Here is a 24,002-nt window from a genome sequence, read left to right on the forward strand (position 1 = left end):
GAGGGTCAATCCCGGTTGGCGTCGTCTCCGGCGAGGCCGCGCAGGATCGGGCAGTCGGGGCGGTCGTCGCCGTGGCACTGCTCGGACAGGTCCCGCAGGGTTGTTCTCATGGCTTCGAGCGCCGCGATCTTCTCGCCCAGTTCTTCGATGTGGCGCAGGGCCATGTCCTTCACTTCGCTGCTCGCCCGCTCACGGTTGTCCCACAGGTCCAGCAGCGCTTCGATTTCGCTGACCGAGAAACCCAGATCCCGGGCATTGGCGATGAAGTGCAGGCGGTGGACGTCCCGTGCGTCGTAGTCGCGATAGCCGCTGTCGCGCCGCAGGGGCGGGGGGATCAGGCCGATCTTCTCGTAATGGCGGATCATCCGCTGCGATACGCCGCTCCTGCGCGAGGCCTCGCCGATGTTCACAGGGAGACCCGGTTGAGGCGCAGCGCATTGCTGATGACGCTGACCGAGGAGAGCGACATCGCCGCTGCGGCGATGATCGGTGAGAGGAGGATGCCGAAAAAGGGATAGAGCAGTCCCGCAGCAATCGGTACTCCTGCGGCGTTGTAGATGAAGGCGAAGAACAGGTTCTGGCGAATGTTCGCCATCGTCGCGCGGCTCAGGTGCCGGGCATGGACGATGCCCTTCAGGTCCCCGCGCAAGAGCGTGACCCCGGCGCTTTCGATGGCGACATCGGTGCCCGATCCCATTGCAATGCCCACGTCTGCCGCAGCGAGGGCCGGGGCGTCGTTCACCCCGTCTCCCGCCATGGCGACGATCCGCCCTTGGGCCTTGAGCCTGGCGACGACCTCGCTCTTCTGGTCGGGCAGGACTTCCGCCTCGACCTCCTCGATCCCGAGCTTGCGCGCCACGGCCCTTGCCGTCGTGCGATTGTCTCCGGTGAGCATGACGACGCGAATGCCGTCCTCGCGCAGCGACTTGACCGCTTCGGGCGTGGTGACCTTCACGGCATCGGCAATCGCGACGATCCCGGCGGCCTTGCCGTCGATGCCGACGAAGATCGCCGTCGCGCCGTCGCCCCGCAGGTTCTCGGCTTCGACCTGTAGCACCCCGGTGGCAATGCCTTGTTCTTCCATGAAGCGGGCGTTTCCAAGTATGACCTTGCGGCCTTCGACGGTACCGAGTGCCCCCTTGCCGGTCGGCGAGTCGAATTCGCGGACGTCGGGAAGGGCGATCGACCGGTCCTCGGCAGCGCGGACGATGGCCGCGGCCAGGGGGTGTTCCGATGCGCGCTCGACTGCGGCGGAGAGCCGCAGCAGCTCGTCTTCGTCGGCGCCTGCGGCAGAGATCACCTTTACGACCGAGGGCCTGCCTTCGGTCAGGGTACCGGTCTTGTCGACGACGAGCGTGTCGACTTTCTCGAACTGTTCGAGCGCCTCGGCATTGCGGATCAGTACGCCCATCCCGGCGCCTCGCCCGATGCCGACCATGATCGACATCGGGGTCGCCAATCCCAGCGCGCAGGGGCAGGCGATGATCAGCACCGACACGGCGGCGATCAGAGCATGGGAAAAGCGCGGGTCCGGGCCCCAAATCGCCCAGATCGCGAAGGCTGCCACGGCGACGGCGAGAACGGTGGGCACGAAGAGGCCGGCTACCCGGTCTGCCAGGCCCTGTATCGGCGCGCGCGAACGCTGCGCTTCCGCAACCATCTGGACGATGCGCGCAAGCATCGTGTCGCGCCCGACCTTCTGCGCGCGCACGATCAGCGCGCCGCTCTGGTTGATGGTGCCGCCGATCACGCTATCGCCCACGGTCTTGGTCACCGGCATCGATTCCCCGGTAATCATCGCCTCGTCGAGCGCCGAACGTCCTTCCTCTACCACCGCGTCGACCGGAACCTTCTCGCCAGGACGCACGCGCAGCCGGTCGCCGGTGGCGATGTCCTCGATTGCGACTTCCGCCTCGCTGCCATCGTCCGCAATCCGGCGTGCGGTCCGCGGCGCCAGTTCGAGCAATGCCTTGATCGCGCCCGAAGTGCGTTCACGCGCGCGAAGCTCGAGGACCTGTCCCAGCAGGACGAGGACGGTGATGACGGCCGCAGCTTCGAAATAGACAGGGACGGTGCCGTCGGCGCTGCGCAAGGACGGCGGGAATGCCGAAGGGACGAGCGCGGCGATCATGCTGTAGACCCACGCGACGCCGGTGCCCATCGCGATCAGCGTGAACATGTTGAGGTTGCGCGATTTTACCGAGGCCCAGCCTCGCTCGAAGAAGGGCGCCCCGGCCCAGACGACGACCGGCGTCGCCAAGACCAGCTGGATCCAGATCGAGGTGCGCATCGGCACCAGGTGGTGGATTGCCGGAAAAAGATGCCCGCCCATCTCCAGCAGGAATACCGGGAGGGCCAGGGCGAGGCCGATCCAGAACCGCCGCGTCATGTCGATCAGTTCGTGGTTAGGTCCGCTGTCGAGCGAGACCGTCTCGGGTTCCAGCGCCATCCCGCAGATCGGGCATGAACCGGGATGGTCCTGCCGGACTTCCGGGTGCATCGGGCAGGTCCACTGGGCGCCTTCGGGGACGTCCTCTGGCGATGCATCGGACGGGTTCAGGTAGCGATCCGGATCGGCTTCGAACTTCTCGAGGCAACGCGCGCTGCAGAAGTAATGGCTGTGCCCGCCAGGTTCACTGCGATGCTTCGCCGTGGCGGGATCGACGGTCATGCCGCAAACCGGATCGCGCACCGCAGCGTCTTGCGGTGCAGCGGTATCGAGATGGTGCTGGTGGCATTGCCCGGGCTGCGTCATTGCTCGTCTCCAGAAGTGACGCAGCATGGAATGGACCCTGACACGATGTCAGAGTCAAGCACCTCGGTCAGGGCTGCAGTTCAGGCGCTACTCTGCAGCCTCGTCAAGGATATCCTCTTCGGCCGCGACCTGCCGATCCGCGTGCCTCAGCATCTTGATCAGGCCGTAACACATGGCGAGCAGCACCAGCGCGAAAGGCAGGCCGGTGACGATGGCCGCCGTCTGGAGCGCGCCTAATCCGCCGGCGTAGAGCAGGGCGCCGGCCAGAGCGCCGATGGCGATGGCCCAGGTGACGCGCGGCACGAAGCGCGCCTCGTGATGGCCGCCCGAGGCGATCATTGCGGTCACCAGTGCGCCGGAGTCCGCCGAAGTGACGAAGAACGTGGCGACGATGACGATGGCAAGGCCGGAGGCGATCTGGCTGAAGGGATAGTGGCTCAGGAAGGCGAAGAGCGCGTCGGGCATTGAGGCATTCACCGCTTCGGAAATGCCCCCGGGGCCGAACAGTTCGATGTGCAGGGCACTGTCGCCGAACACGGTCATCCAGGCGAACGTGAACAGGCTGGGTACCAGCAGCACGCCGCCGATGAATTCGCGCACGGTGCGCCCGTAGGAAATCCGGGCGATGAAGATGCCGACGAACGGTGACCAGCTGATCCACCACGCATAGTAGAAGATGGTCCAGGCGCTCTGCCAGTCTTCCGCGGTGTAGCTTTCCGTCCATGTCGAAAGGTAGATGAAGCGCTGGGCGTAGTAGCCCAGGTTCTGGATGAAGCTGTTGAGCAGATAGACCGTCGGGCCGGCGACGAAGACGAAGATGGCCAGGCCGAGCGCCAGCAGCATGTTGGCTTCGGACAGGCGCTTGATCCCGACGTCGAGACCGAGTGCGACCGACAAGGTGGCAAGGCTGGTGATGATCACGATCAGGATCGCCTTGACCACTCCGGTCTGGGGTACGCCCGCCAGCAGTCCAAGCCCGGCATTGATCTGCGACGCACCGAATCCGAGCGACGCGGCAACGCCGCAAACGGTGGCGGTGATCGCCAGCACGTCGATCAGGTCGACCAGCAGGGTCGGAATGCGCGGGAAGGCAGCGCGCAGGAAGGCGCCGATGCTAAGGGTCAGACCCTTGTTGTAACTGACGTAGGCCAGGCCCAGGCCGATTATCGCGTAGATAGCCCAGGCGTGCAGTCCCCAGTGCAGGTAGGTCAGGCCCATGGCGTGCTGGGCATTGCGCGCCAGCCCTTGCGGCAGTGTCGCTCCGGGGTTGGAGAAGGACGAGATGGGCGGGTTGGAATAGTGCATGACCGGTTCCGCCACGCCATAGAACAGCAGCCCGATGCCCATGCCTGCGCTGAACAGCATCGCGAACCAGCTCAGCGCGCTATAGGCCGGCTTGGCATCGCGTCCGCCGAGTCGCACGTTGCCCAGGCTGGTGAAAGCAAGATAGCCACATGCGATCAGCATGACATTGACCGTAAGTACCAGCAGCCATCCGAAATTGTGCGTCGCGAATGACTGGATGGTCGCAAAACGCGCTTCCGCGACATCTGTATCGAACAGGGCGAATAGTATCAGCAGGCCGATAGCGGCGATGGCGCCGAAGAAGACTGTCGGTTTGAAGTCGGCAATGGGACTTGCGACGTTATCGGGTTGACTTGCCACCGAGAAAGAACCTCAAGATAATCTCGCAATAATTACTTGTTTGAACTTTCCAAAGACAAATAAACATCACGAGAATTTAAATAAGTAAAATGCGCCCATTTGCGATCGGATATTAAGTCGTGATCGGTGATGGGGCCGATTGAAATGCCAATATGACGGGTGTTGTGATTTAGCAACGATTCATAACAGTGTGACTGAAGCGCGCATTTTATGATTGGCAATGGATATCATGCTTGGCTAGGGGGTGCTGCGGAGAAACGGGGGCTGTGAATCCGTTCTCATGTATTTTGACGCTTCGGTTGTTCTGAGGCGTCGCTTGGCGCGTGCGCGCCTTTCGCCATCTCCCAAGAGAATGACAGCAGGGGTATTTGACATGTTGAAGCATTGCACCGGCGCGTCCATCGGCGCCCTGGCAATCGCTATCGCCGCGCCGACCGCGGCGCAGACGGCTCCGCAGGCCACATCGCAGGCACAGCCGGTAAAGCGTCAGGGCGGCGTGACCGAAATAGTCGTGACCGCCACCAAGCGCACGGAAAGCCTGCAGGACGTTCCGCTCTCGGTAAACGCGCTCGGCTCCAAGGAACTGGACAACCTGGGCGTCGACACCTTCAGCGATTATCTCGACCAGCTGCCAAACGTGACGGCAGGCGGGGGCGGCCCCGGCCAGAACACGATCTACATTCGCGGCCTCGCCTCGACGACGCCGAACCTGACCACTGCGGGCGTGGCGGGCCTGGCGCCCAACGTCGCCATGTATCTCGACGAGCAGCCGCTTTCGCAGCCGGGCCGCAACCTTGACGTCTATGCTGCGGACCTTGAGCGCATAGAGGTTCTCTCCGGTCCGCAGGGCACGCTGTTCGGCGCCAGCTCGCAGGCCGGTGTCGTCCGCCTGATCACCAACAAGCCGAGCCTCGCCGGCTTCGACGCTTCGGCCAAGGCCGGCGTCTCCTTCACCAAGAAGGGCGAGAGCAGCTACAACGGCGAAGTCATGCTCAACGTGCCGGTCAGCAACACGCTGGCGGTGCGCGGCGTCGTCTATCTGGACGATCAGGGCGGCTATATCGATAACGTGCGCGGTACCCGCACGGCTGCCGAAAGTGCCCGTTTCCGTCCCGAGGGCACGGTGCGCGCCAATGGCGTTCCGGTCAGCGCCCAGCGTGCCGGTTTCCAGTCGACCGCCGACCTGTCGAACGTCAACTTCCTCGCCGCCGACAATTCGGGGCTGGTCGAGAAGGACTTTAACGACACCCAATACGCGGGCTTTCGCGTCAGCGCGCTTTGGGAAATCGCGCCGGACTGGAAGGTTACCGTCGCCCACTCGCGTCAGAGTGTGGAATCGGACGGGGTCTTCTTCGCCGACCCGGAACTGGGCCTCGACGACCTCTCGATCCAGCGCTTCGAGGATGACCGCCTCGAGGATGACTTCTCGAACACTGCCTGGACCGTCGAGGGCCGTGCGGCCATGCTCGACGTGGTATACACCGGTGCCTACACCGACCGTGAAACCGACCAGCGGGTGGATTACACCGACTACCTCTTCGTCGGTCAGTACCTGCCCTACTACATCTGCGACGGCTCGGTATCCTACCCGGGCGCGGCCGATCCTTCGGGCACCTGCCAGGCGCCGAACCTCTATGTGACCTCGCATACCAAGACGACGCAGTTCACGCAGGAACTGCGCGTCAACACGCCGGAGGAAAACCGTCTGCGCGCCACGGCCGGCGGGTTCTACTCGAACACCGTGCTCAAGGAGCGCAATGACTACGTCTATCCGGGCAGCACTTCGATCGACCTGTTCGGCCTGAATGGTTTTCCCGACAACTACCCGTTCCCGTCCGCCTGGCAGAGCGATGCCGGTCCGTTCCCGCCGGGAACCATGTTCCGCAACGACGTGAAGCGCACCGACGAACAGTTCGGCCTGTTCGGTGAAGCCGCCTTCGACGTGGTGCCCGACCTCCTGACAGTGACGCTGGGCGCACGCTACTACGACGTGAAAGTCGACCTGAAGGGTTCGGCGAACAGCTCGTTCTGCAACTCCAGCGGCGTCGACGAGAACGCCTTTGGCACCAACATCTCCGATCTCTACGGCGGGGACGGGCAGTACACCTTTATCGGCACCTGCAATGACGCGCTGCGCCAGACCTTCACGAAGGGCGACACGGTCGACGACATCATGGCGGCCGGGCTGACCGAAGCACAGGCGATGCAGGTCTTCAACGCGCTGTCGGCACCGGACAAGGCGAAGACCAGCGGCACCATCTTCAAGGGCACGCTCACGCTGACCCCGGCAGACGACGTCATGCTCTATGCGACCTATTCGGAAGGTTTCCGTCCGGGCCTGCTGAACCGGCCCGGCGGCGCTGTCGCTCCCTCGGGCAACTTCACGGTGCCCTTCGCGCTCGATACCGACGAAGTGAAGAACTACGAGATCGGCTGGAAGACCGAGCTGTTCGACCGTCAGCTGCGTTTCAACGGCAGCGCCTATTACGTCGACATCTCGAACCTGCAGACGACGATCTTCGACACCAGCATCGTCAACCTGTTCTTCTCGGACAATGCTGCCGATGCGCGCATCTACGGCGTGGAAGGCGATTTCACGTTCGCACCCTACGCCGTTCCGGGCCTCACCGTGGCCGGTGCCTTCTCGGTGCTGGACACCAAGATCACCAAGGTCCTGACACCGACCAACGATGTGACCAAGGGTTCCAGCCTCGCCTATGCGCCCAAGTTCCAGGGCAACCTGAGGGTGCGCTACGAGTGGGATCTGGGCAGCTCGGGCTTGGTCGCCCACATCATGCCGCAGATGGTCCATTCCGGCTCGAAGTACACCGACATCATCGACATCAACCGGTACAAGCTGGAAGGTTACACCACCTTCGCGCTTTCGGCCGGTGTCGAGAAGGACCAGTGGAGCTTCGAGGTCTACGGTGAGAATCTGAGCGACAAGCGCGCCCAGGTTTCGGGCAATTTCTACTACGATCGTGCCCGGATCGTGACCAACCGTCCGCTTACCGTGGGCATGCGGGTCGGCTGGCACTACTGACGCCAGAGAGCGCGTCGTTATCGGGCGGCAGGCAGGGCTGGGGGGCCTTGCCTGCCGTTTCCTTTTTCCGGCAAGGGAGACTCCATGGCCGAGCAAACCCCATTGCAGATCCTCGCCGCGGCCCAGGACGCCTTGCGCGCGGGGCAGTTCGACACGGCCTATGCCGGTGCCTGCCAGGTGCTGGGCGAAGATCGCGAGAACGCCGATGCACTTTACATTGCGGCTGTCGCCTGCCGCTACCTCGAGAACTACGTTGAAGCGGCAGGCTTGCTTTCACAGCTCTCGGCGGTGGTGCCGGAATACGGCCGGGCCTGGCAGGAGCGCGGCCACCTCGCCCGCGCGCAGGGGCAGGTGGAAAAGGCCATCGCCGCCTACCAGCGCGCCTGCCGCTACAATCCGGCGCTCGAGGCCAGCTGGCGCGCGCAGGTCGACCTCTTCGCTTCGACGGGTCGCCCCGCGCAAGCCGCTGCGGCGCGCGCCCAGGCCGAGCGCGTGGCGGCCCTTCCGGGCGAACTGCTTGCCGTCTCGAACCACCTGTTCGAAGGCCGGTTGCTGCGCGCCGAGGAGATCTGCCGCCACTACCTGCGCCAGCATCCGCGTGATATCGAAGGGATGCGCCTGCTGGCGGAGATCGGCTCGCGTCTCGGCGTGCTAGACGATGCGGAGTTCCTGCTGGAAAGTGCGGCGACCTTCGCGCCCGACAACATGCAGGTCCGGCTCGACTACATGCAGGTCCTGCGCAAGCGGCAGAAGTTTGCGCGCGCGCTCGAAGAGGCCGAAGCGCTCCACGCGCGCGCGCCGGATAGCCCGCTTTTCGCATCGCACCTTGCCATCGAGGCCATGCAGACCGGCGACTACCAACGCGCATTCTCGCTGTTCGACCAGGTGCTTTCGGCACTGCCCGACGATCCGGCTACGCTGACCAGCAGAGGTCACGCGCTCAAGACCATGGGCCGCCGGGAAGATGCGGTTGCCTCCTACCGGGCCGCGATTGACGCGCGGCCGGATCATGGCGATGCTTGGTATGCGTTGGCCAATCTCAAGACATGGCGCTTCGACGAGGCCGATCGCCGCGCGATGGCCGAGCAGCTGGAACGGCCCGACCTGGCCTTCATGGACCGTGTCCACCTCACTTTCGCGCTGGCCAAGGCTTGCGAGGACGAAGGCGATCACGAGGCGGCATTCCGCCACTATGACCTGGGAAATGCCCTGAAGCGGCGCCAGACCCGCTACGATGCCGACAGGATGAGCGCCGAACTCGCCAGCCAGGCCGAACACTGCACGTCCGCCCTGTTCGCCGCGCACGAAGGGCATGGCCATCCCGCGCCCGATCCCGTCTTCATCGTCGGCCTGCCGCGAGCAGGCTCGACCCTGCTTGAGCAGATCCTGGCCTCGCATCCCATGATCGACGGGACGCTGGAACTGCCCGACGTCCTTGCGCTTGCCCACCGTCTGCGCGGGCGCAGGGCAGGCGTTTCACGCTATCCGCAAGTCCTCCACGACCTGAGCGCCGAGCAGCTCGAGGCGATGGGCAAGGGCTATATCGAGAGCACGCGCATTCACCGGCAGGGGGCGCCGTTCTTCATCGACAAGATGCCGAATAATTTCCGCCATATCGGCCTGATCCACCTGATCCTGCCCAATGCCAAGATCATAGATGCCCGCCGGGCACCGATGGATTGCTGCTTTTCCGGCTTCAAGCAGCTCTTCGCCGAAGGGCAGGAATTCACTTACGGGCTTGAGGAAATCGGTCGCTACTACAGCGACTACGTCAAGCTGATGGACCACTGGGATCGCGTGCTGCCGGGCAAGATCCTGCGCGTGCAGCACGAGGATGTCATCGACAACCTGGAAGGGCAGGTGCGCCGGATGCTGGCCTATCTCGGCCTGCCGTTCGATCCGGCCTGCCTTGCCTTCCACAAGACCGACCGCGCGGTGCGCACGGCAAGCTCCGAGCAGGTCCGCCGCCCGATCTCGCGCGACGGCGTCGATGCCTGGAAGCCTTACGAAGCGTGGCTGCAGCCGCTGCGCGACGCGCTGGCGGCTGCCTGACCTGGGGTGACGATCAGCGTGCCGGCAAGACCGCCGCGCGGCATTCGCCGAATCCGATGGAGACGTAGCCCTCGGCATGTGCCGTTGCGCGCAAGGTGACTTCGTCTCCGTCCTCCAGGAACGTGCGGGTCTCGCCGGAGGGCAGGGAGATCGGCTCCTTGCCGCCGCTTGTCAGCTCCAGCAAGCTGCCGAAGCCGTCGCGGGTCGGTGCGGAGATGGTGCCGGTGCCCAGCAGGTCGCCGGCTTGCAGGTTGCAGCCGTTCGATGCGTGGTGGGTGACGATCTGCTGGACGGTCCAGTACATGTTGCTCGCCGGACCGCGGCTCAGGCGGAAGGGCTCCATGCCGGCCTCGCGCATCTTTGCGCTGCTCAGGAAAACCTCCAGAGTTACGGCAAGCGCGCCGTGCGAGCGGTCTTCGTCGTCCGAGAGATAGCCGAGCGGGGCAGGGTCGCCCTCGGGCCGCGGGGGCTGGGCCATGCGGAAGGGGGCCATGGCCTCGGGCGTGACGACCCACGGCGAGATCGTCGAGTGGAAGTTCTTGGCAAGGAAGGGGCCGAGCGGCTGGTATTCCCACGCCTGGAAATCGCGAGCCGACCAGTCGTTCAGCAGGCAGAACCCGGCTATATGGTTCGCGGCTTCTGAAATCGGGATCGGTGTACCCAGTTCGTTGCCCTGACCGATCCACACGCCCAGTTCCAGTTCATAATCGAGCCGCACGCTCGGTCCGACCACTGGCGCGTCGGCTTCGGGTGGCTTGCGCTGGCCGGTCGGGCGCACGAGCGGCACGCCCGATGCGCGGATCGAGGAGGCGCGGCCATGGTATCCGATGGGCACGTACTTGTAATTGGGCAGCAGTGGATTGTCCGGCCGGAACTGGCGTCCGACATTGTTGGCGTGATGGATGCCGACGTAGAAATCGGTGTAGTCGCCGATCCGCGCGGGCAGGTGCAGGGTGCAGGTCCCGGCGCGGTGAAGGTGCGGTTCGACGGCACTGCGCTGGTCGTTGTCGGCAAGCATCTGGCTCAGGATGGCGCGCAGGGCCTTCCGGTCGCCCTCGGGCAGCGCCATGAACGCATTCAGGCTGTCCGAGCCTGCGGCAGAGGACGCTGCATCGGGTAGCAGTCCCGCCTTGGCGCAGGCAGAAAGGTCGAGGATCATGTCGCCGATCGCTACGCCTATGCGCGGAGTCTCGCCGGCCGGGGAGAATACGCCGAGCGGAAGGTTCTGGATCGGGAAATCGCGGTGTCCCTTGGCGCTTTCGACCCAGCTTGCGAGTGCCGGATCGTGCGTCGCGTCGGTCTGCCAGAAGGTCATGTCTCGCTTATCCCTGTTTGCGGGCGAACGACTTGTGCCGCCCATGCCATTCGAACGCGGACCCGGCGCCGTCGTTCCGACGCACCGGGCGGTCCTTTCCTACCATTGTCTCAGATGGGCTGCGAATTTGCCGTTCAAACTTGCCATTGCAGGAGTGGTGTTTGAGACGTACGTTCATAATTTTACAAAAAATTGAGTGATTGTTTCGATATGGACGCATTGGACCGAAAGATCGTAGAGGCTTTGCAGAAGGATGGCGCGCTCAGCCATCCCGATCTGGCGCAGAAAGTCGGCAGTACGGCACCGTCATGCTGGCGACGGGTAAAGCAGCTTGAGGAGGCTGGCGTCCTGCGCGGCGTGGTCCGGCTCGCCGATCCCAAGCTGCTCGGGCAGACGGTCAAGGTGATCTGCCAGGTTCGCATGCACAGCCACACGAACGAAAACGTCGCCGAGTTCGAAGCGCTGATGCGCGGACATCCGCAGGTCACGGAATGCTATTCGATGTCGGGGGATTGGGATTACCTGCTCCACGTCGTTGCCGAGGACGTGGAGGAATATGAGAAGTTCCTGGCCCACACCTTGCTCAAGCATCCGGCCGTGGGCGCGGCCTCGTCCCATTTCGCCCTGCGCACGGTGAAGTACGAGACGGCGCTGCCGATCAAGGGATAGGTGCGGCAGCAGGCCTAAGCCGATCAGGCCTCGATCGGCGCAATCTTGTCCAGCCCGAGGCGTGACAGAAGCACATCCACGAAGGCCTCAATCTCTGCCTTGGTCGGCATTATGGGTCTGATGATCGCATCGGACCGGAAGCCGAGAAGGGCGGCGCGAACCACTCGCGAAAGCTCTTCGGCGTCGCGCTGGTCGAAGTGGCTGGCGAAATAGTCCCGCATGTCGCTGCGCAGGCGGGAGGGGCCGCGCGTGTAGAAGGCTTCGACGATTTCCGGAAACCGGCTTCCTTCTGCCAGCACCAGGGCAAAGAGGCGGCGTGAATTCTCTTCGATGAGTTTCTGGAGCACGGCAATGCAGATCTTGCGCAAATTGGAGGCGCTGAACCGGTTGTCTTCGAGCGCCGCTTCCATGTCTTTGCCGAAGCAGTCGACGCGATCGTCGACGACCGCGATGAAGAGCTCCTCCTTGGAGGAGAAATGGGACCAAAGCGTGGTCTTTGATCCGCCAAGTTCATCGGCTATGGCCGACATGCTAGTGGCTGCGTAGCCGTTTTCCAAAAATGAATGAGTCGCAATGGCGACGATCTCGGCGCGTTTACGCGCCTTGTTGAGTTCCCGCTTTCCCAGTTCTTTTGTCATGTCTGTACTAGTGAGTACACTTTTTGGTTGACACTGGCAAGGAGAAGTTCGATAAAAAGTGTACGCATGAGTACGATCTTATCATCACGAGTCGCAGTGGCTTCCATGCTGGCTGCGACCTTTTCGCTTTCCGCCTGCGCCGCGCCCGATCTTGGTCCGCGGCCCGAGATGCGCGCGCCTGCAAATCTCGGATCCGGGCGGTCGTTGCAATCTTCCGATGCCAGCGCTGCCTGGCCGCGTGAGCAGTGGTGGAAGGCTTACGGCGATCCGCAGCTCGACGCGCTCGTGGATGAAGCGCTGGCCAATTCGCCCAGCGTCGCCATGGCCGAGGCGCGAATTCGCCAGGCACGCGGTGTTGCGCAGGTTACCGGCGCGCAAGGCTTGCCCAGTCTGGGCGGTCAGGCCTCGGCAGGGGTGACCAAGCAGACCTACAACAACGGCATGCAGAAGGGGTTTGCGCTGCAGGGCTGGAACAGCACCGGTACGCTGGCCTTGTCCGGCGAGTTCGATCTCGACTTGTGGGGCAGGGCGCGCAATGCACTGGCCGCTGCGACTTCGGACGAGATGGCGGCCATGGCCGACGCCCGGCAGGCGCAGCTGATGCTTTCGTCCAATGTCGTGTCGTCCTACTTCGATCTGGCCCGCCTGGTGGAACGCGGCAAGGCTCTGGGTGAAGCCGTGAAGGCGCGCGAGGCCATGGTCGACTTGACCGAGCAGCGCGTGCGGCAAGGGCTTGAGAACGAGTCTCCGCTTCACCAGGCCCAGGCTGCGGCCGCGCAGGCACGTGTCGCCCTGTCTGCCAATCAGGAAGAGGAGCTGCTCCGCCGCCATGCGCTTGCAGCCTTGCTGGGGGCTGGACCCGACCGTGGGCTCGAAATCGCAGCTCCAGCGATCGATGCCATTGCCGAAACACCGGTTCCGGCAGATGCGGGAATTGCGCTTGCCGGCAGGCGTCCAGATATCCTCGCGGCGCGCCTGCGCGCCGAAGCGGCTGCATCGCGTATCGACGAGGCCCGCGCAGCTTACCTTCCGGACATTTCGCTCAGCGGCCTGATCGGCCTTACCTCGATCGGTCTTTCGAACCTGATCGACAGCGGGTCGAAATATGGCAATGCCGGCGGCGCGCTGAGCCTGCCGATCTTTCAGGGCGGCCGGCTCAAGGGACAGTTCACGCAGGCTCGCGGCGGCTATGACGCCGCAGTCGCGAATTATAACGATACGGTCGTCGGCGCGCTTCGCGACGTCGCCGATTCGCTGGCCAGCCGCGAGGCGGCGGCTCAACAGGAGAAGGACGCCCGGCAGGCGCGGGAACAGTCCGAAGCCGCCTACGATATCGCGCTCAAGCGCTATCGTGGAGGTTTGTCGAACTACCTCGAAGCCCTGACAACCGAAACTGCAGCGCTGCAGGCGCGCACTTCGGCGGTCGATGCCCATTTCCGGACCCTTGCTTACGAAGTTGCGCTCAAGCGCGCTCTGGGCGGCGGGTTCGAAGACAATTCCAGTGAGAAGGCTCCTGACAATGAGTGACGACGTGCAGGAACTGCCTGCGGAAGACGAGAACGGAGCCAATGAGGCCAGCGTTATCGACGAGCGCCGGCGCAAGCCGCTGCTGATCGGTCTCGCTGTCGCCGTTCTGGCGATCGGAACCCTTTATTTTCTTTATGACATTTTCCTTGGCGGTCGTTCGGTGTCCACCGACAATGCCTATGTGGCCGGCGATTCCGCGCAAGTGACGCCGCTGACCAGCGGCCAGGTCGCCGAAGTTCTGGTGACCGACACGCAGCCGGTCAGGAAAGGGCAGATGCTCTTCCGGCTCGACGATACCGACCAGAAGATTGCGCTGGCCCAGGCCGAAGCCGATTTCGCCGCCGCCCAGCGTCGCTATTCGCAGTCGCTTGCCAACAACAGCGCTCTGGGCGCTGCAGCCGATGCGAGTACGCAGCAGATCGCGTCTGCCAGGGCGCGCGTCGAATCCGCGGCTGCATCGCTCGCGAAGGCGCAAGCGGATTACAGGCGGCGCGCGGCTCTCGCCGATAGCGGAGCGGTATCCGCGGAAGAACTGATGAGCGCCCGCGAAGCGCTTACTTCAGCCGAGGCCGCTGCGCGTCAGGCGAATGCCGCGCTCGACGAGGCACAGGCCAACGCCATCAGCTCGCGCAAGAAGGAACAGGCGTCCGTCGCCTTGACGGAAGGCACGACCGTCGAGACAGCACCGGAAATCCGTCTCGCGAAGGCGAAGTTGGCGCAGGCCATGCTCGATCTGAAGCGCACCGTCGTGCGTGCACCTGTCGACGGCGTGGTCGCAAAGCGTTCGATCCAGGTCGGTCAGAAGATCGCGACGGGCTCGGTCGCGATGATCGTCGTCCCGGTGAATCGCCTCTACGTGAACGCGAATTTCAAGGAGGACCAGCTCGGCCGCGTGCGTTCGGGACAGAGCGCGAAGGTGACCTCGGACTTCTACGGCGATGACGTCACCTATCACGGCAAGGTCGTCGGATTTGCCGGCGGCACCGGTGCGGCATTCTCGCTGATCCCGGCGCAGAACGCGACGGGTAACTGGATCAAGGTCGTGCAGCGTCTTCCGGTTCGCATCGAGCTGGATCCCAAGGAACTGAAAGAGCATCCGCTGCGCATCGGTCTGTCGATGGAAGCTGAAATCGATCTGACGGATTCGGAGTAATGGCTGGCGCGCCCACAGCACCTGCCGAGGCAGTTCCGGGCGAGGCACCACCTCGCCCGCTGTCCGGAATGCGGTTGATCTTGGCCGGCTTCGTGCTGGCCATGGCAAATTTCATCGTCGTGCTGGACCTTACGATTGCCAACGTCTCGGTTCCGCACATTGCCGGCGGCCTCGCGGTTTCGGTTTCAAGCGGTACCTGGGTCATCACCTCCTACGCGGTCGCCGAGGCGATCTGCGTGCCCTTGACGGGCTGGCTGGCAGGACGCTTCGGAGCCTTGAGGGTCTTCCTGTTCTCGATTTCGGGATTTGCCCTTTTCTCTGCCCTTTGCGGGCTTTCGGGTTCGTTGGGAATGCTGGTCCTGTTCCGTCTGGGGCAAGGGTTCTGCGGCGGACCGCTGATGCCGCTCTCGCAGACTCTCCTGCTGCGGATCTTCCCCAAGGAAATGCATTCGCGGGCGATGGCGATGTGGGCGATGACGGTCGTCACCGCGCCGATTGCAGGACCGATCATCGGTGGCTGGATCAGCGATAACTGGTCGTGGGAGTGGATTTTCTTAATCAACGTGCCGCTTGCCATCCCGATCGTTCTCGGCGTTGCCGCCCTCCTGCGCGGGGCAGAAACCCCGACGCGCAAGCTGCCCATCGACACGATCGGCCTGCTGCTTCTGGTGACCTGGGTCGGCGCCTTCCAGATGATGCTGGATCTTGGCCGCGAGGAAGACTGGTTCAGTTCGACCAAGATCGTGATCTTGGCGTGTACGGGGGCCATCTTCTTTGCCGCGTTCGTGATCTGGGAATTGACTGAAAAGCACCCTATCGTGGACTTGAAGGTGCTGAGACACAAGGGATTTTCGGCAGCCACGTTGTCGCTGATGATCGGTTTCGGGACATACTTCGCCTCTGTCGTCGTCATCCCGCAATGGTTGCAGACATCGATGGGATATACCGCGACCGAAGCTGGTTTCGTGATGGCCTTCGGCGGCGTTCTTGCCGTTGCCGCGTCTCCACTCGTCCCCGCGCTCATGCAGAAGTTCGACCCGCGCCTCCTGGTGTTCGTCGGCATCTTGTGGATCGGTTTCTGTTCATGGATGCGCACGTACTGGTCGACGGATTCGACGTTCTGGATCGTGTCCATGCCCCAGCTTCTGCAGGGGCTAGGGGTTTCCTTGTTCTTCGTGCCGCTGACCACGATCAGCCTGGCCGCCGTAAACATCGAGGAAACCGCCACCGCTTCGGGTATCGCCAACTTCGGGCGAACCCTGGCCGGCGCATTGGCGACGGCTCTGGTGACGACTTACTGGAACGACTCCGGGCGCATGGACACCGCTGAGATGGTCGGAACGCTGAATGGCGCCGAGCAGTTGTCCAACACCCTGCAGCAGCAGGGCTTCAGCGCCGAACAGGCCGCGGCGACGATTGCCCAGATTGTGCAGCAGCAAGGCTTGGCCGTGGGTACCACACACCTGTTTGGCGTTGCCGCCATTGTTCTGGTGGTGGCTGCCATGACGATCTGGATTGCGCCGCGTCCGCCCAAGGACATGAAACCCCAGGCCGGGCACTGATTCTTCGCGTCCGGTCGCCCAACGCCGGATGCGAAAAGGGACGGGCGGGCGACACGTTTCACCGTGTCGCCCGCCCGTCTTGTTTTCAGAAGGGAATGATCAGCCTTCAGAGCCGCAATTCGCGAGGATGTCGGCCGCAAGATCCTCGAGGCGCAGTTCGCTGTCGACCGCGCCGGCCTCGACCGCCGCTGCCGGCGCCTGCGGGACGGTGGCGGTGTTGCGGTCCTGGGCAAGCGTGCGCCAGCCTGCGGCCTGCAGCAGTTTCAGGCCCTTAGCGCCGTCTTCGCCCATGCCGGTCAGCACCGCGCCGATGGCGGGCATCGAGGCGCGAGCGATCGAGCCGAACAGCAGCGTTGCCGAAGGACGGAAGCCTTCGACCGGATCGCGCTCGACAAGGCGCAGCTTGGCCGGCGCGCCGGGTTCGACGATGACGTGCTTGCCCGGATCGGAAGCGATGTAGACCGTGCCGGAGCTCAGCTCCGCACCGTCTGCGGCGGCCTTTACCGCGCAGGGGAAGTCCTTGTTGGCGCGGTCGATGAACATCTGCGCCAGCGCCGGCTCGGTCTGCAGGATGATCACGGTCGGCGGGCAGTTCTTGGGATAATGCGAGAGCACTTCGGTCAGCGCGTCGACGCCGCCCATGGAGGCGCTGAATGCCGCGATCTTGCCGTTGCTGGCATAGCCGCCGGCTTCCGCTTCGGCCTTGGGGCCGCGGTTGCGCGGCTTGTCGCGCACGTTGGAGTTGGCCGCGGCCAGCACGATCTTGCCCAGTTTGCCCACCGTCTTGGCGAACTGCTCCGGCGTTGCCTTGAGCGGCTTGGGGAAACATTCCACCGCGCCCAGTTCGAATGCCTTGAGCGATGTTTCGGTGCCGCTCTGGGTAAGGCTGGACAGCATGACGACGGGCAGCGGGTTGGTGGTCATGATCTCTTCGAGAAATTCGATGCCGCTCATTCCGGGCATCTCGACGTCGAGCGTGACTACGTTCGGCATCAATTCCGCGATCTGGTCGCGGGCCTCGGCGGCATTGGCGGCCGTGCCGACGACGCGAATGTTCTTAGTCTGCTCTAGAACATCGCAAAACAGGGCGCGCATAGCCGCTGAATCGTCGACTACCAGTACGCGGGCGTCATGCATGAGTGAGAAACCTTCTCGCTGAATAGTGGATATCGATTGGCTGCGCTGGATACCACTAATTGAGCGATCAAATTCCTTAACCAATCTACGGACATCGCCTGAGTTGGTAGCAAACGAGGTTTTGGCAAGCGGCCGTGTAGCGTGACCTTTGTCAGTGGTTCGCGGACGATTTCCCGGTTCGATCGGAAGGTCATCCCGTTGTCTTGAGTTAACGATCGGGATGCCCCGGAATTCGGCAGGCGGAGTGCCTGGATGACCGGCTTCTGACCGTTTCCCTAAGGATAACTGCGTAGGACCAGTGACATAGTGACGGAAAGGCTGTGGTCGTATTCAGCGGCAAACTGCTGGGGGCAAAATGAACAGTATTATCTTGCCGGCGCGCTGTGACCGCGCCGCTGCCGAAGCGATATGGCCGGAACTGGTTGCGGCGATGGGCGGCAGTCCGACCGCGATTGACGGTTCGGGTGTGGAGCACGTCGGCCAGGCGGTGCTTCAGCTCCTCGTGTCCGCGCGCCGCAGCGACGGCGGCGCGACCATCGTGCCGTCACCGGCACTTCTCGATGCGGCCCAATTGACAGGCCTCACCGCGGAACTCTTCGAAGAGAGCGAACTATGAGCCCTGAGGAAATCCAGCAGATATTCTTTGCCGAATGCGAGGAATCGCTGGCGGCCGCTGAAAGCGGTCTTGCCGCCTGCCAGGCAGGAACGCAGGACGCCGATACGGTCAATGCGGTTTTCCGCGCGGTGCACTCTATCAAGGGCGGCGCCGGTGCCTTCGGTTATGTTGCGCTTCAGGCCTATACCCATACGTTCGAAACGCTGCTTTCCGATGTCCGCGAGGGGCTCGTGGCGATCGAGAGCAAACTCGTCGACCTGCTGCTCAGGGCACTCGATACGCTTTCGGACCATGTCGAGGCTGCACGCGAAGGGGGCGATGCGCCGGCCGACGCGGCCTTGATCAGCGAAATGGAAGCGTCCATGGCGGCCAATGCCGGCGGCGCTCCCGAAGCGGCGGTTGAGCCCGCAGTCGAGCCGGAGGTCAGCGAGCCGGATACGACCGACTCGGATGCGGAAGGCAGCGCCGACTACGAACTCGATCTCGATGCACTGCTCGACGATCTGACGGCAGGCTTCGATCCGGCCCCGGCCAAGGCCGCCGAAGCCGCACCGGAGAAGCGCTGGAAGGTCCATCTTCGTCCGCATTCGGGCGCCATGCGCAATGGCAGCGAACCGCTGCTGATGGTGCGTGAAATCGCCAGCCTTGGCGGCGAATGCGTGCACTGCGACGTCTCGCAGGTGCCTCCGCTCGATGCCTTCGATCCGGCGCAGGGTTACCTGGGCTGGACGTTCTCGATGCCCGAGGCGGCCAGCGAGGATTCGGTTCGCGAGATCTTCGACTTCATCGGTGACGACTGCGCGCTCGCATTCGGCGAGGACGCGGACATTCCTGAAGTGAAGATCGTTGCAGCGGCTCCCAAGCCTGCACCTGCCCCTGCACCGGCTGCGCCCGCACCCGTGAGCGAAGCGAAGGTCGCTGCCCCGCAGCCGGCAACACCTGTCGCTGCTGCGCAGCCCGAACCGGTGCCGGTTCAGGAAGCGCCCGGCGACGTTGGTGCGAAGGCTGCCCAGGCTGCGCCGCCGGCTCCCCCGGCAGGTGGCCAGTCGATTCGCATCGATCTGTTCAAGCTCGATCGCCTGATCGACCTCGTGGGCGAACTCGTGATCGCGCAGGCCATGCTCGTCCAGCGCCTCGGTGCCAACGGCATCACGGCGAACGAGGAGCTTTCGCTGCTCGAGACGCTGACCCGCGACATCCAGGAAAGCGCGATGTCGATTCGCGCGCAGCCGATCTCGAGCGTCTTCAGCCGGGTGCCGCGCATCCTGCGCGAACTGGCATCCTCGACCGGCAAGCATGTGAAGCTCGACGTCATCGGCGAGACTACCGAACTCGACAAGACGGTGATCGAGCGTCTGGGCGAACCGCTCACGCACCTTATCCGCAATGCCGTCGACCACGGCATCGAGAGTGCCGAGGACCGCATCGCCGCCGGCAAGGCCCCGGAAGGAACGCTCACGCTTTCGGCAGAGCATCGTTCGGGCCGCATCCTCATCTCGATTGCCGACGACGGCGCCGGCATCAATCGCGAGCGCGTGCTGGCAAAGGCCGTGGAGAAGGGCATCGTCAGCGCCGAAGCGCAGCTGTCCGCCGAGGAGATCGACAACCTGATCTTCGCGCCCGGCTTCTCGACCGCGCAGACGGTTTCGAACATCTCCGGTCGCGGTGTCGGCATGGACGTCGTGCGCCAGAACGTGAAGGACCTTGGCGGTCGCATCACAATCGACAGCACGCCGGGCAAGGGCACGACCTTCATCCTGACCCTGCCGCTCACTCTCGCGATTTCGGACGGCATGATCGTCAACGTCGGCGACCAGACACTGGTCGTTCCGCTCGCCAGCGTGGTCGAAAGCCTGCGTCCGGGCGACGGCGAAGTGCAGGGGCTTGGCTCCAACCGCAACATGCTCAACGTGCGCGGCCGCTTCATTCCCATCGTGTCGCTGCGTTCGGCACTGGGCGCGTCGAGCGGCGCGTTGACGCCCGACGAAGGCGTCCTGATCGTCGTCGATACCGAAAGCACCGGTCAGGCCGCGCTGCTTGTCGATGAAATTCAGGACCAGCGCCAGTTCGTCATCAAGAGCCTGGCTACCAACTTCCGCCCGGTCGACGGCGTTGCCGGCGCTACAATCCTGGGCGACGGACGCGTGGCGCTGATCGTCGATGTCGACGGCCTCGTCTCCAATGCCGTTCCCGGACAGGAGCGCCAGGCTGCATGAGCGCTTCGCCCGCCACGACTGAGCCGATTCCCGGCGTCAGCCCGGACATCTACAGTGCGGCCGATTTCCAGGCCGTATCCGAGATCGTCTATCGGGCCGTCGGCATCGTGCTCCAGCAAGGCAAGGCGATGCTCGTCTATTCGCGCCTCGCTCCGCTCGTGCGCCAGGCCGGGTGCGTCACGTTCTCGCGCTACATCGAGCTGATCCGCTCTGATGCCGATGAACTGAACCGCGCCGTGGCCTCGCTGACGACCAACCATACCTTCTTCTACCGCGAAGCACATCATTTCGAACACTTGCGGCGCGAGGCGCGTCCGCGCCTGCTTGCCAAGCTGGGCGATCGGCAGCCGGTTCGGCTGTGGTCGGCGGGTTGCTCCAGCGGGGAAGAGACATGGTCGATGGTCATGACCCTGCTCGGTCCCGAACGGCAGGTAGGCCTCAACCTCATGCGCAGTGACTTGCGCGTTCTGGCCAGCGACGTCGCGCCGCACGCCATCGCGAAGGCAGAAGCGGGGGTCTATGCGGAAAAGGAAGTGCAGCCGGTGCCCGAGGACTTGCGCAAGGCCTGGGCGCGCATCGAGGGCGGCAATGTTTCGATGTCCGATGCGATCCGTTCGATAGTGCGATTTCGCCTGCTCAACCTGCTGGGCGACTGGCCGATGAAGGGTCAGTTCGACGTCATATTCTGCCGGAACGTCATGATCTATTTCGATAATCCTACCAAGGAGCGTCTCGTGCAGCGCTTCGTCGATGCCCTCGTCCCCGGCGGTTTTCTCTACATCGGTCACTCCGAACGCGTGACCGGACCCGCCCAGCGCCAGCTCGACCTTGTCGGGCCCACCATCTACCAGAGGAGCGCTGCATGACGATCCGGGTTCTCATCGTCGACGACTCAGCGACCATGCGTGCCATCCTGATGTCGCGCCTGCGCCAGCAGCCTGACATCGAAGTGGTCGGCGCCGCTTCCGATGCCGCAGAAGGGCGGGCCATGATCAAGAGCCTCGATCCCGACGTGGTGACGCTCGACATCGAGATGCCGGGTATGAACGGCCTCGACTTCCTCGAGAAGATCATGACCTTGCGCCCGACCCCGGTGATCATCGTCTCGGGCGCCACGCGCGAAGGCAACGAGGTTACGGCGCGCGCGCTCGCGCTAGGTGCGGTCGATTGCTATTCGAAGTACGATCCCAGCGGAAAACTCGCATTCGAGGACGGCGGCCGGCTGGCCGGGATGATCCGTCAGGCCGCACAAATATCCTATGAAAAGCCGGGCAAGTCTCCTTCGGCCGCGCCAAGTGCCGGCAGCAAGGCGATCCGTCGCGATGCCCGGCTGATCGCGGTGGGCTCCTCCACCGGCGGGGTCGAGGCGTTGCAGGTCCTCCTGCGCGACTTTCCGCAGGATTGCCCGCCCACGGTCATCGTCCAGCATGTCAACCCGCGCTTTGCACCGGCGATCGCGCGTACGCTCGACCAGGTCTGCCCGGCCAAGGTCGGCGTTGCGGTGCATGACATGCCGCTGCGGCCAGGCCACGTCTACCTCGCCGCCGAGGCTGACCATCACCTGCTGGTGAAGGGCGGTGACGTACTCTACGCCAAGCTGCGCAAGGGTGAGCCGATCTCCGGCCACGTACCCAGCGTCGATGCCCTGTTCCATTCGGTAGCCCAATATGTCGGCGCCGGAGCGGTGGGCATCCTGCTGACAGGAATGGGCCAGGACGGCGCCAAGGGCCTGCTCGCGATGAGCGAGGCGGGCGCACACACCATCGTCCAGGACGAAAGCACCTGCATAGTCTTCGGCATGCCTCGCGCGGCCATCTCGCTGGGAGCGGCGCGCGTCGTCGCCCCGATAAACCGTATCGCGCACCACGCGCTCAGCATGGCGGCCTGACGGATCATGAACGCGATCATCACGAGCGGGGCCACTGTCCGCCTGACCGTTCTGCAGGGGCAGTTCAAGGTCAGTTCCGGGCCGCGCGTCGAACTCAGCACGGTGCTGGGCAGCTGCGTCGCCACCTGCCTTTACGATCCTGAAATCGAACTGGGCGGCATGAACCATTTCCTCCTGCCCGAGCCGCCGTCTGGCCGAAATCCGGGTGAGGTGGACGTCCATTACGGCGTTTACCTCATGGAAATGCTGATCAACGAAATGCTGTCCTACGGCGCACACAAGAATCGTCTGCGGGCGCATCTCTATGGCGGCGCGAACATTCGCGCCGGCATGCAGCAGATCGGCACTGCCAATGCCGAATTTGCCCGCGGTTTCCTGAGGAGCGAACGCATCGAACTGGTGCGCGAGGACCTGGGAGGCGCCAATGCGCGCCGCGTCGATTTTCGCCCGGCATCCGGAAAGGTCCGCTGCCGTACCGTCGCCTCCTCGGATGCACCCGAGATCCAGGCACCACCCATGATCCGCCAGGCACCGCGTGGCGAAGTCGAACTGTTCTGAAGAAGCGAGGCATTTGATGTCCAGGACAACCAGAGTTCTAACCGTTGATGACAGTGCCTCTATGCGCGCGCTGCTCAATCACGCCCTGTCCACCAACGGCTTCGAGGTTTCGCAGGCCGACGACGGCGTATCCGCGCTGGAATGGCTGGCGGTAAACGAAGTCGATGTCGTGATCACCGACATCAACATGCCGCGCCTCGACGGCTTCGGCCTGATCGAGCAGGTGCGCGGCGGCACCCGCCACCGGGATCGCCCGATCCTGGTGCTGACCACCGAAAGTTCTGACGAGAAGAAGGCGCGTGCCCGCGCCGCCGGTGCGACCGGCTGGATCGTCAAGCCTTTCGATACCGACAAGCTCGTCGCGGCCGTGCGCCGCGTCGCCCACTGATCCGGCCCGGCAGGGTCATCGTTCAAAACGAGGATGAGTTCATGCAACGCGAACTGATCACTTTCCAAGTTTCCGGCCAGGTCTTTGCGCTGGACATCATGCAGATCCGCGAAATCCGCGCCTGGAGCCCGGTTACGCCCATGCCGCGCGTTCCCAGCTACGTCGCGGGCGTCGTCAACTTGCGCGGTACCGTGCTGCCGGTCGTCGACCTGGCCGCTCGCCTGGGCTGGCCCGCTACCGAAGCGACGCCGCGCCACGCGATCATCGTGTGCCAGGTCAACGGGCAGGCGCAGGGCCTGATCGTCGAATCGGTTAGCGACATCGTCACATTCGACAGCGAAACGCTGCAGGCGCCGCCCTCGACCGGCAACGACAGTGTCGTGCCTTTCCTCGAAGGGCTTGCCGCGATCGACGACAACATGGTCATGGTCCTCGATCTCCAGGCGCTCAGCTCCGCCGAAGACGGCCTGATGGCGGCCTGAGAGGCACGATGCACCACGAACCCAAGTTCCAGGCCATGGCCGAGGTTCTCAACGAGCTCGGCAGCGAAGTGGAGGCGCTCGGCGAAGTCTTCTGCCGGGATGCAGGCTTCGCAGGTCGGCACATGCGTGAACTACAGGCGATCGACCTGATCGCCCAGAAGCAGCGCGTGCTGGCCGCGATCCTGGCGGCAGGGTTCAGCGAACAGGAAATGCGGCGCATCAGTCTCGATGCGCTGCGCTCCCGCTTCTGCGGTTTCCTCGAGGATGAAACCGGCGCAGGTGAAGCGGCGGCCGGCAATGGCAATACCGGCGAGGCGAGCCTCTGGGATTGAGGCTCG

20 protein-coding genes are annotated in these 24,002 nt (G+C 63.9%); 14 read left to right on the plus strand and 6 right to left on the minus strand.

Annotated elements, in window-relative coordinates:
* Positions 1-5: 5 nt before the first annotated feature.
* From cueR to JI59_RS15365, 3 genes are all read right to left on the minus strand, one after another.
* Complete coding sequence (gene cueR / locus JI59_RS15355) at positions 6-410, minus strand: Cu(I)-responsive transcriptional regulator (RefSeq protein WP_007011764.1); 405 nt, start codon at positions 408-410, stop codon at positions 6-8.
* Positions 407-2,755, minus strand: a complete 2,349-nt coding sequence (locus JI59_RS15360; RefSeq protein WP_007011763.1) for a heavy metal translocating P-type ATPase — start codon at positions 2,753-2,755, stop codon at positions 407-409. Before JI59_RS15360 ends, cueR begins: the two co-directional genes overlap by 4 nt.
* An 87-nt stretch (positions 2,756-2,842) precedes the next feature.
* A complete protein-coding gene (locus tag JI59_RS15365) occupies positions 2,843-4,420 on the minus strand; it encodes a BCCT family transporter (RefSeq protein ID WP_007011762.1) in 1,578 nt (525 codons plus the stop codon).
* 373 nt (positions 4,421-4,793) lie between these two features.
* On the opposite strand from JI59_RS15365, the gene JI59_RS15370 reads away from it, so the two are divergent.
* Together JI59_RS15370 and JI59_RS15375 are read left to right on the plus strand one after the other, a co-directional pair.
* The gene (locus tag JI59_RS15370; protein ID WP_007011760.1) at positions 4,794-7,463 is read left to right on the plus strand and encodes a TonB-dependent receptor; all 2,670 of its coding nucleotides are present in this window, start codon (positions 4,794-4,796) and stop codon (positions 7,461-7,463) included.
* A gap of 84 nt (positions 7,464-7,547) precedes the next feature.
* Positions 7,548-9,515, plus strand: a complete 1,968-nt coding sequence (locus tag JI59_RS15375; RefSeq protein WP_007011759.1) for a tetratricopeptide repeat-containing sulfotransferase family protein — start codon at positions 7,548-7,550, stop codon at positions 9,513-9,515.
* A gap of 13 nt (positions 9,516-9,528) precedes the next feature.
* Here the strand turns inward: JI59_RS15375 and fahA are convergent, their stop codons facing one another.
* Positions 9,529-10,830: a fumarylacetoacetase gene (gene fahA, locus JI59_RS15380; protein WP_007011758.1), complete on the minus strand. Its 1,302-nt coding sequence runs from the start codon at positions 10,828-10,830 to the stop codon at positions 9,529-9,531.
* A 210-nt stretch (positions 10,831-11,040) separates the two neighbouring features.
* On the opposite strand from fahA, the gene JI59_RS15385 reads away from it, so the two are divergent.
* Positions 11,041-11,499: an Lrp/AsnC family transcriptional regulator gene (locus tag JI59_RS15385; RefSeq protein WP_007011757.1), complete on the plus strand. Its 459-nt coding sequence runs from the start codon at positions 11,041-11,043 to the stop codon at positions 11,497-11,499.
* Positions 11,500-11,522: 23 nt separating this feature from the next.
* Here JI59_RS15385 and JI59_RS15390 read toward each other — a convergent pair whose 3' ends face one another.
* On the minus strand, positions 11,523-12,137 hold the full coding sequence (locus tag JI59_RS15390; RefSeq protein ID WP_007011756.1) for a TetR/AcrR family transcriptional regulator: 615 nt from the start codon (positions 12,135-12,137) through the stop codon (positions 11,523-11,525).
* Between the two features lie 66 nt (positions 12,138-12,203).
* Here JI59_RS15390 and JI59_RS15395 point away from each other — a divergent pair, with 66 nt between their 5' ends.
* The 3 genes from JI59_RS15395 to JI59_RS15405 are packed head-to-tail and all read left to right on the plus strand — an operon-like array spanning position 12,204 to position 16,379.
* On the plus strand, positions 12,204-13,664 hold the full coding sequence (locus JI59_RS15395) for an efflux transporter outer membrane subunit (RefSeq protein ID WP_038576299.1): 1,461 nt from the start codon (positions 12,204-12,206) through the stop codon (positions 13,662-13,664).
* On the plus strand, positions 13,657-14,817 hold the full coding sequence (locus JI59_RS15400; RefSeq protein WP_007011754.1) for an HlyD family secretion protein: 1,161 nt from the start codon (positions 13,657-13,659) through the stop codon (positions 14,815-14,817). Before JI59_RS15395 ends, JI59_RS15400 begins: the two co-directional genes overlap by 8 nt.
* On the plus strand, positions 14,817-16,379 hold the full coding sequence (locus JI59_RS15405) for a DHA2 family efflux MFS transporter permease subunit (RefSeq protein WP_038576301.1): 1,563 nt from the start codon (positions 14,817-14,819) through the stop codon (positions 16,377-16,379). The genes JI59_RS15400 and JI59_RS15405 overlap by 1 nt, the downstream gene beginning before the upstream one ends.
* 99 nt (positions 16,380-16,478) lie before the next feature.
* Here the strand turns inward: JI59_RS15405 and cheB are convergent, their stop codons facing one another.
* On the minus strand, positions 16,479-17,516 hold the full coding sequence (gene cheB / locus JI59_RS15410) for a chemotaxis-specific protein-glutamate methyltransferase CheB (protein WP_038576304.1): 1,038 nt from the start codon (positions 17,514-17,516) through the stop codon (positions 16,479-16,481).
* A gap of 355 nt (positions 17,517-17,871) precedes the next feature.
* On the opposite strand from cheB, the gene JI59_RS15415 reads away from it, so the two are divergent.
* Genes JI59_RS15415 through JI59_RS15450 form a run of 8 tightly spaced genes read left to right on the plus strand, consistent with a single transcriptional unit; the run spans position 17,872 to position 23,996 of the window.
* Positions 17,872-18,132: an STAS domain-containing protein gene (locus JI59_RS15415; RefSeq protein ID WP_052117901.1), complete on the plus strand. Its 261-nt coding sequence runs from the start codon at positions 17,872-17,874 to the stop codon at positions 18,130-18,132.
* Positions 18,129-20,348, plus strand: a complete 2,220-nt coding sequence (locus tag JI59_RS15420; protein ID WP_007011750.1) for a chemotaxis protein CheA — start codon at positions 18,129-18,131, stop codon at positions 20,346-20,348. The genes JI59_RS15415 and JI59_RS15420 overlap by 4 nt, the downstream gene beginning before the upstream one ends.
* Positions 20,345-21,214 (plus strand): CheR family methyltransferase, encoded by an 870-nt coding sequence (locus tag JI59_RS15425; protein ID WP_007011749.1) that lies wholly within the window; start codon positions 20,345-20,347, stop codon positions 21,212-21,214. The genes JI59_RS15420 and JI59_RS15425 overlap by 4 nt, the downstream gene beginning before the upstream one ends.
* The gene (locus tag JI59_RS15430) at positions 21,211-22,236 is read left to right on the plus strand and encodes a protein-glutamate methylesterase/protein-glutamine glutaminase (RefSeq protein WP_007011748.1); all 1,026 of its coding nucleotides are present in this window, start codon (positions 21,211-21,213) and stop codon (positions 22,234-22,236) included. Before JI59_RS15425 ends, JI59_RS15430 begins: the two co-directional genes overlap by 4 nt.
* 6 nt (positions 22,237-22,242) lie before the next feature.
* Positions 22,243-22,794 carry a chemotaxis protein CheD gene (locus tag JI59_RS15435; protein ID WP_007011747.1) on the plus strand — a complete coding sequence of 184 codons (552 nt, stop codon included), beginning with the start codon at positions 22,243-22,245 and terminating at the stop codon, positions 22,792-22,794.
* 16 nt (positions 22,795-22,810) lie between these two features.
* Positions 22,811-23,182, plus strand: a complete 372-nt coding sequence (locus tag JI59_RS15440) for a response regulator (protein WP_013833019.1) — start codon at positions 22,811-22,813, stop codon at positions 23,180-23,182.
* Positions 23,183-23,223: 41 nt separating this feature from the next.
* A complete protein-coding gene (locus JI59_RS15445; protein ID WP_007011745.1) occupies positions 23,224-23,664 on the plus strand; it encodes a chemotaxis protein CheW in 441 nt (146 codons plus the stop codon).
* Positions 23,665-23,672: 8 nt separating this feature from the next.
* Positions 23,673-23,996: a hypothetical protein gene (locus JI59_RS15450; RefSeq protein ID WP_007011744.1), complete on the plus strand. Its 324-nt coding sequence runs from the start codon at positions 23,673-23,675 to the stop codon at positions 23,994-23,996.
* Positions 23,997-24,002: the final 6 nt, after the last annotated feature.

Source organism: Novosphingobium pentaromativorans US6-1, from assembly GCF_000767465.1.
In the GTDB taxonomy this organism is placed as follows: Bacteria; Pseudomonadota; Alphaproteobacteria; order Sphingomonadales; family Sphingomonadaceae; genus Novosphingobium; species Novosphingobium pentaromativorans.

Coding starts and splice junctions, on each gene's coding strand:
- JI59_RS15360 (WP_007011763.1), bottom strand. CDS start 2,755: ATGACGCAGCCCGGGCAATGCCACCAGCACCATCTCGATACCGCTGCA.
- JI59_RS15370 (WP_007011760.1), top strand. CDS start 4,794: ATGTTGAAGCATTGCACCGGCGCGTCCATCGGCGCCCTGGCAATCGCT.
- JI59_RS15375 (WP_007011759.1), top strand. CDS start 7,548: ATGGCCGAGCAAACCCCATTGCAGATCCTCGCCGCGGCCCAGGACGCC.
- fahA (WP_007011758.1), bottom strand. CDS start 10,830: ATGACCTTCTGGCAGACCGACGCGACGCACGATCCGGCACTCGCAAGC.
- JI59_RS15385 (WP_007011757.1), top strand. CDS start 11,041: ATGGACGCATTGGACCGAAAGATCGTAGAGGCTTTGCAGAAGGATGGC.
- JI59_RS15390 (WP_007011756.1), bottom strand. CDS start 12,137: ATGACAAAAGAACTGGGAAAGCGGGAACTCAACAAGGCGCGTAAACGC.
- JI59_RS15395 (WP_038576299.1), top strand. CDS start 12,204: ATGAGTACGATCTTATCATCACGAGTCGCAGTGGCTTCCATGCTGGCT.
- JI59_RS15400 (WP_007011754.1), top strand. CDS start 13,657: ATGAGTGACGACGTGCAGGAACTGCCTGCGGAAGACGAGAACGGAGCC.
- JI59_RS15405 (WP_038576301.1), top strand. CDS start 14,817: ATGGCTGGCGCGCCCACAGCACCTGCCGAGGCAGTTCCGGGCGAGGCA.
- cheB (WP_038576304.1), bottom strand. CDS start 17,516: ATGCATGACGCCCGCGTACTGGTAGTCGACGATTCAGCGGCTATGCGC.
- JI59_RS15415 (WP_052117901.1), top strand. CDS start 17,872: ATGAACAGTATTATCTTGCCGGCGCGCTGTGACCGCGCCGCTGCCGAA.
- JI59_RS15420 (WP_007011750.1), top strand. CDS start 18,129: ATGAGCCCTGAGGAAATCCAGCAGATATTCTTTGCCGAATGCGAGGAA.
- JI59_RS15425 (WP_007011749.1), top strand. CDS start 20,345: ATGAGCGCTTCGCCCGCCACGACTGAGCCGATTCCCGGCGTCAGCCCG.
- JI59_RS15430 (WP_007011748.1), top strand. CDS start 21,211: ATGACGATCCGGGTTCTCATCGTCGACGACTCAGCGACCATGCGTGCC.
- JI59_RS15435 (WP_007011747.1), top strand. CDS start 22,243: ATGAACGCGATCATCACGAGCGGGGCCACTGTCCGCCTGACCGTTCTG.
- JI59_RS15440 (WP_013833019.1), top strand. CDS start 22,811: ATGTCCAGGACAACCAGAGTTCTAACCGTTGATGACAGTGCCTCTATG.
- JI59_RS15445 (WP_007011745.1), top strand. CDS start 23,224: ATGCAACGCGAACTGATCACTTTCCAAGTTTCCGGCCAGGTCTTTGCG.
- JI59_RS15450 (WP_007011744.1), top strand. CDS start 23,673: ATGCACCACGAACCCAAGTTCCAGGCCATGGCCGAGGTTCTCAACGAG.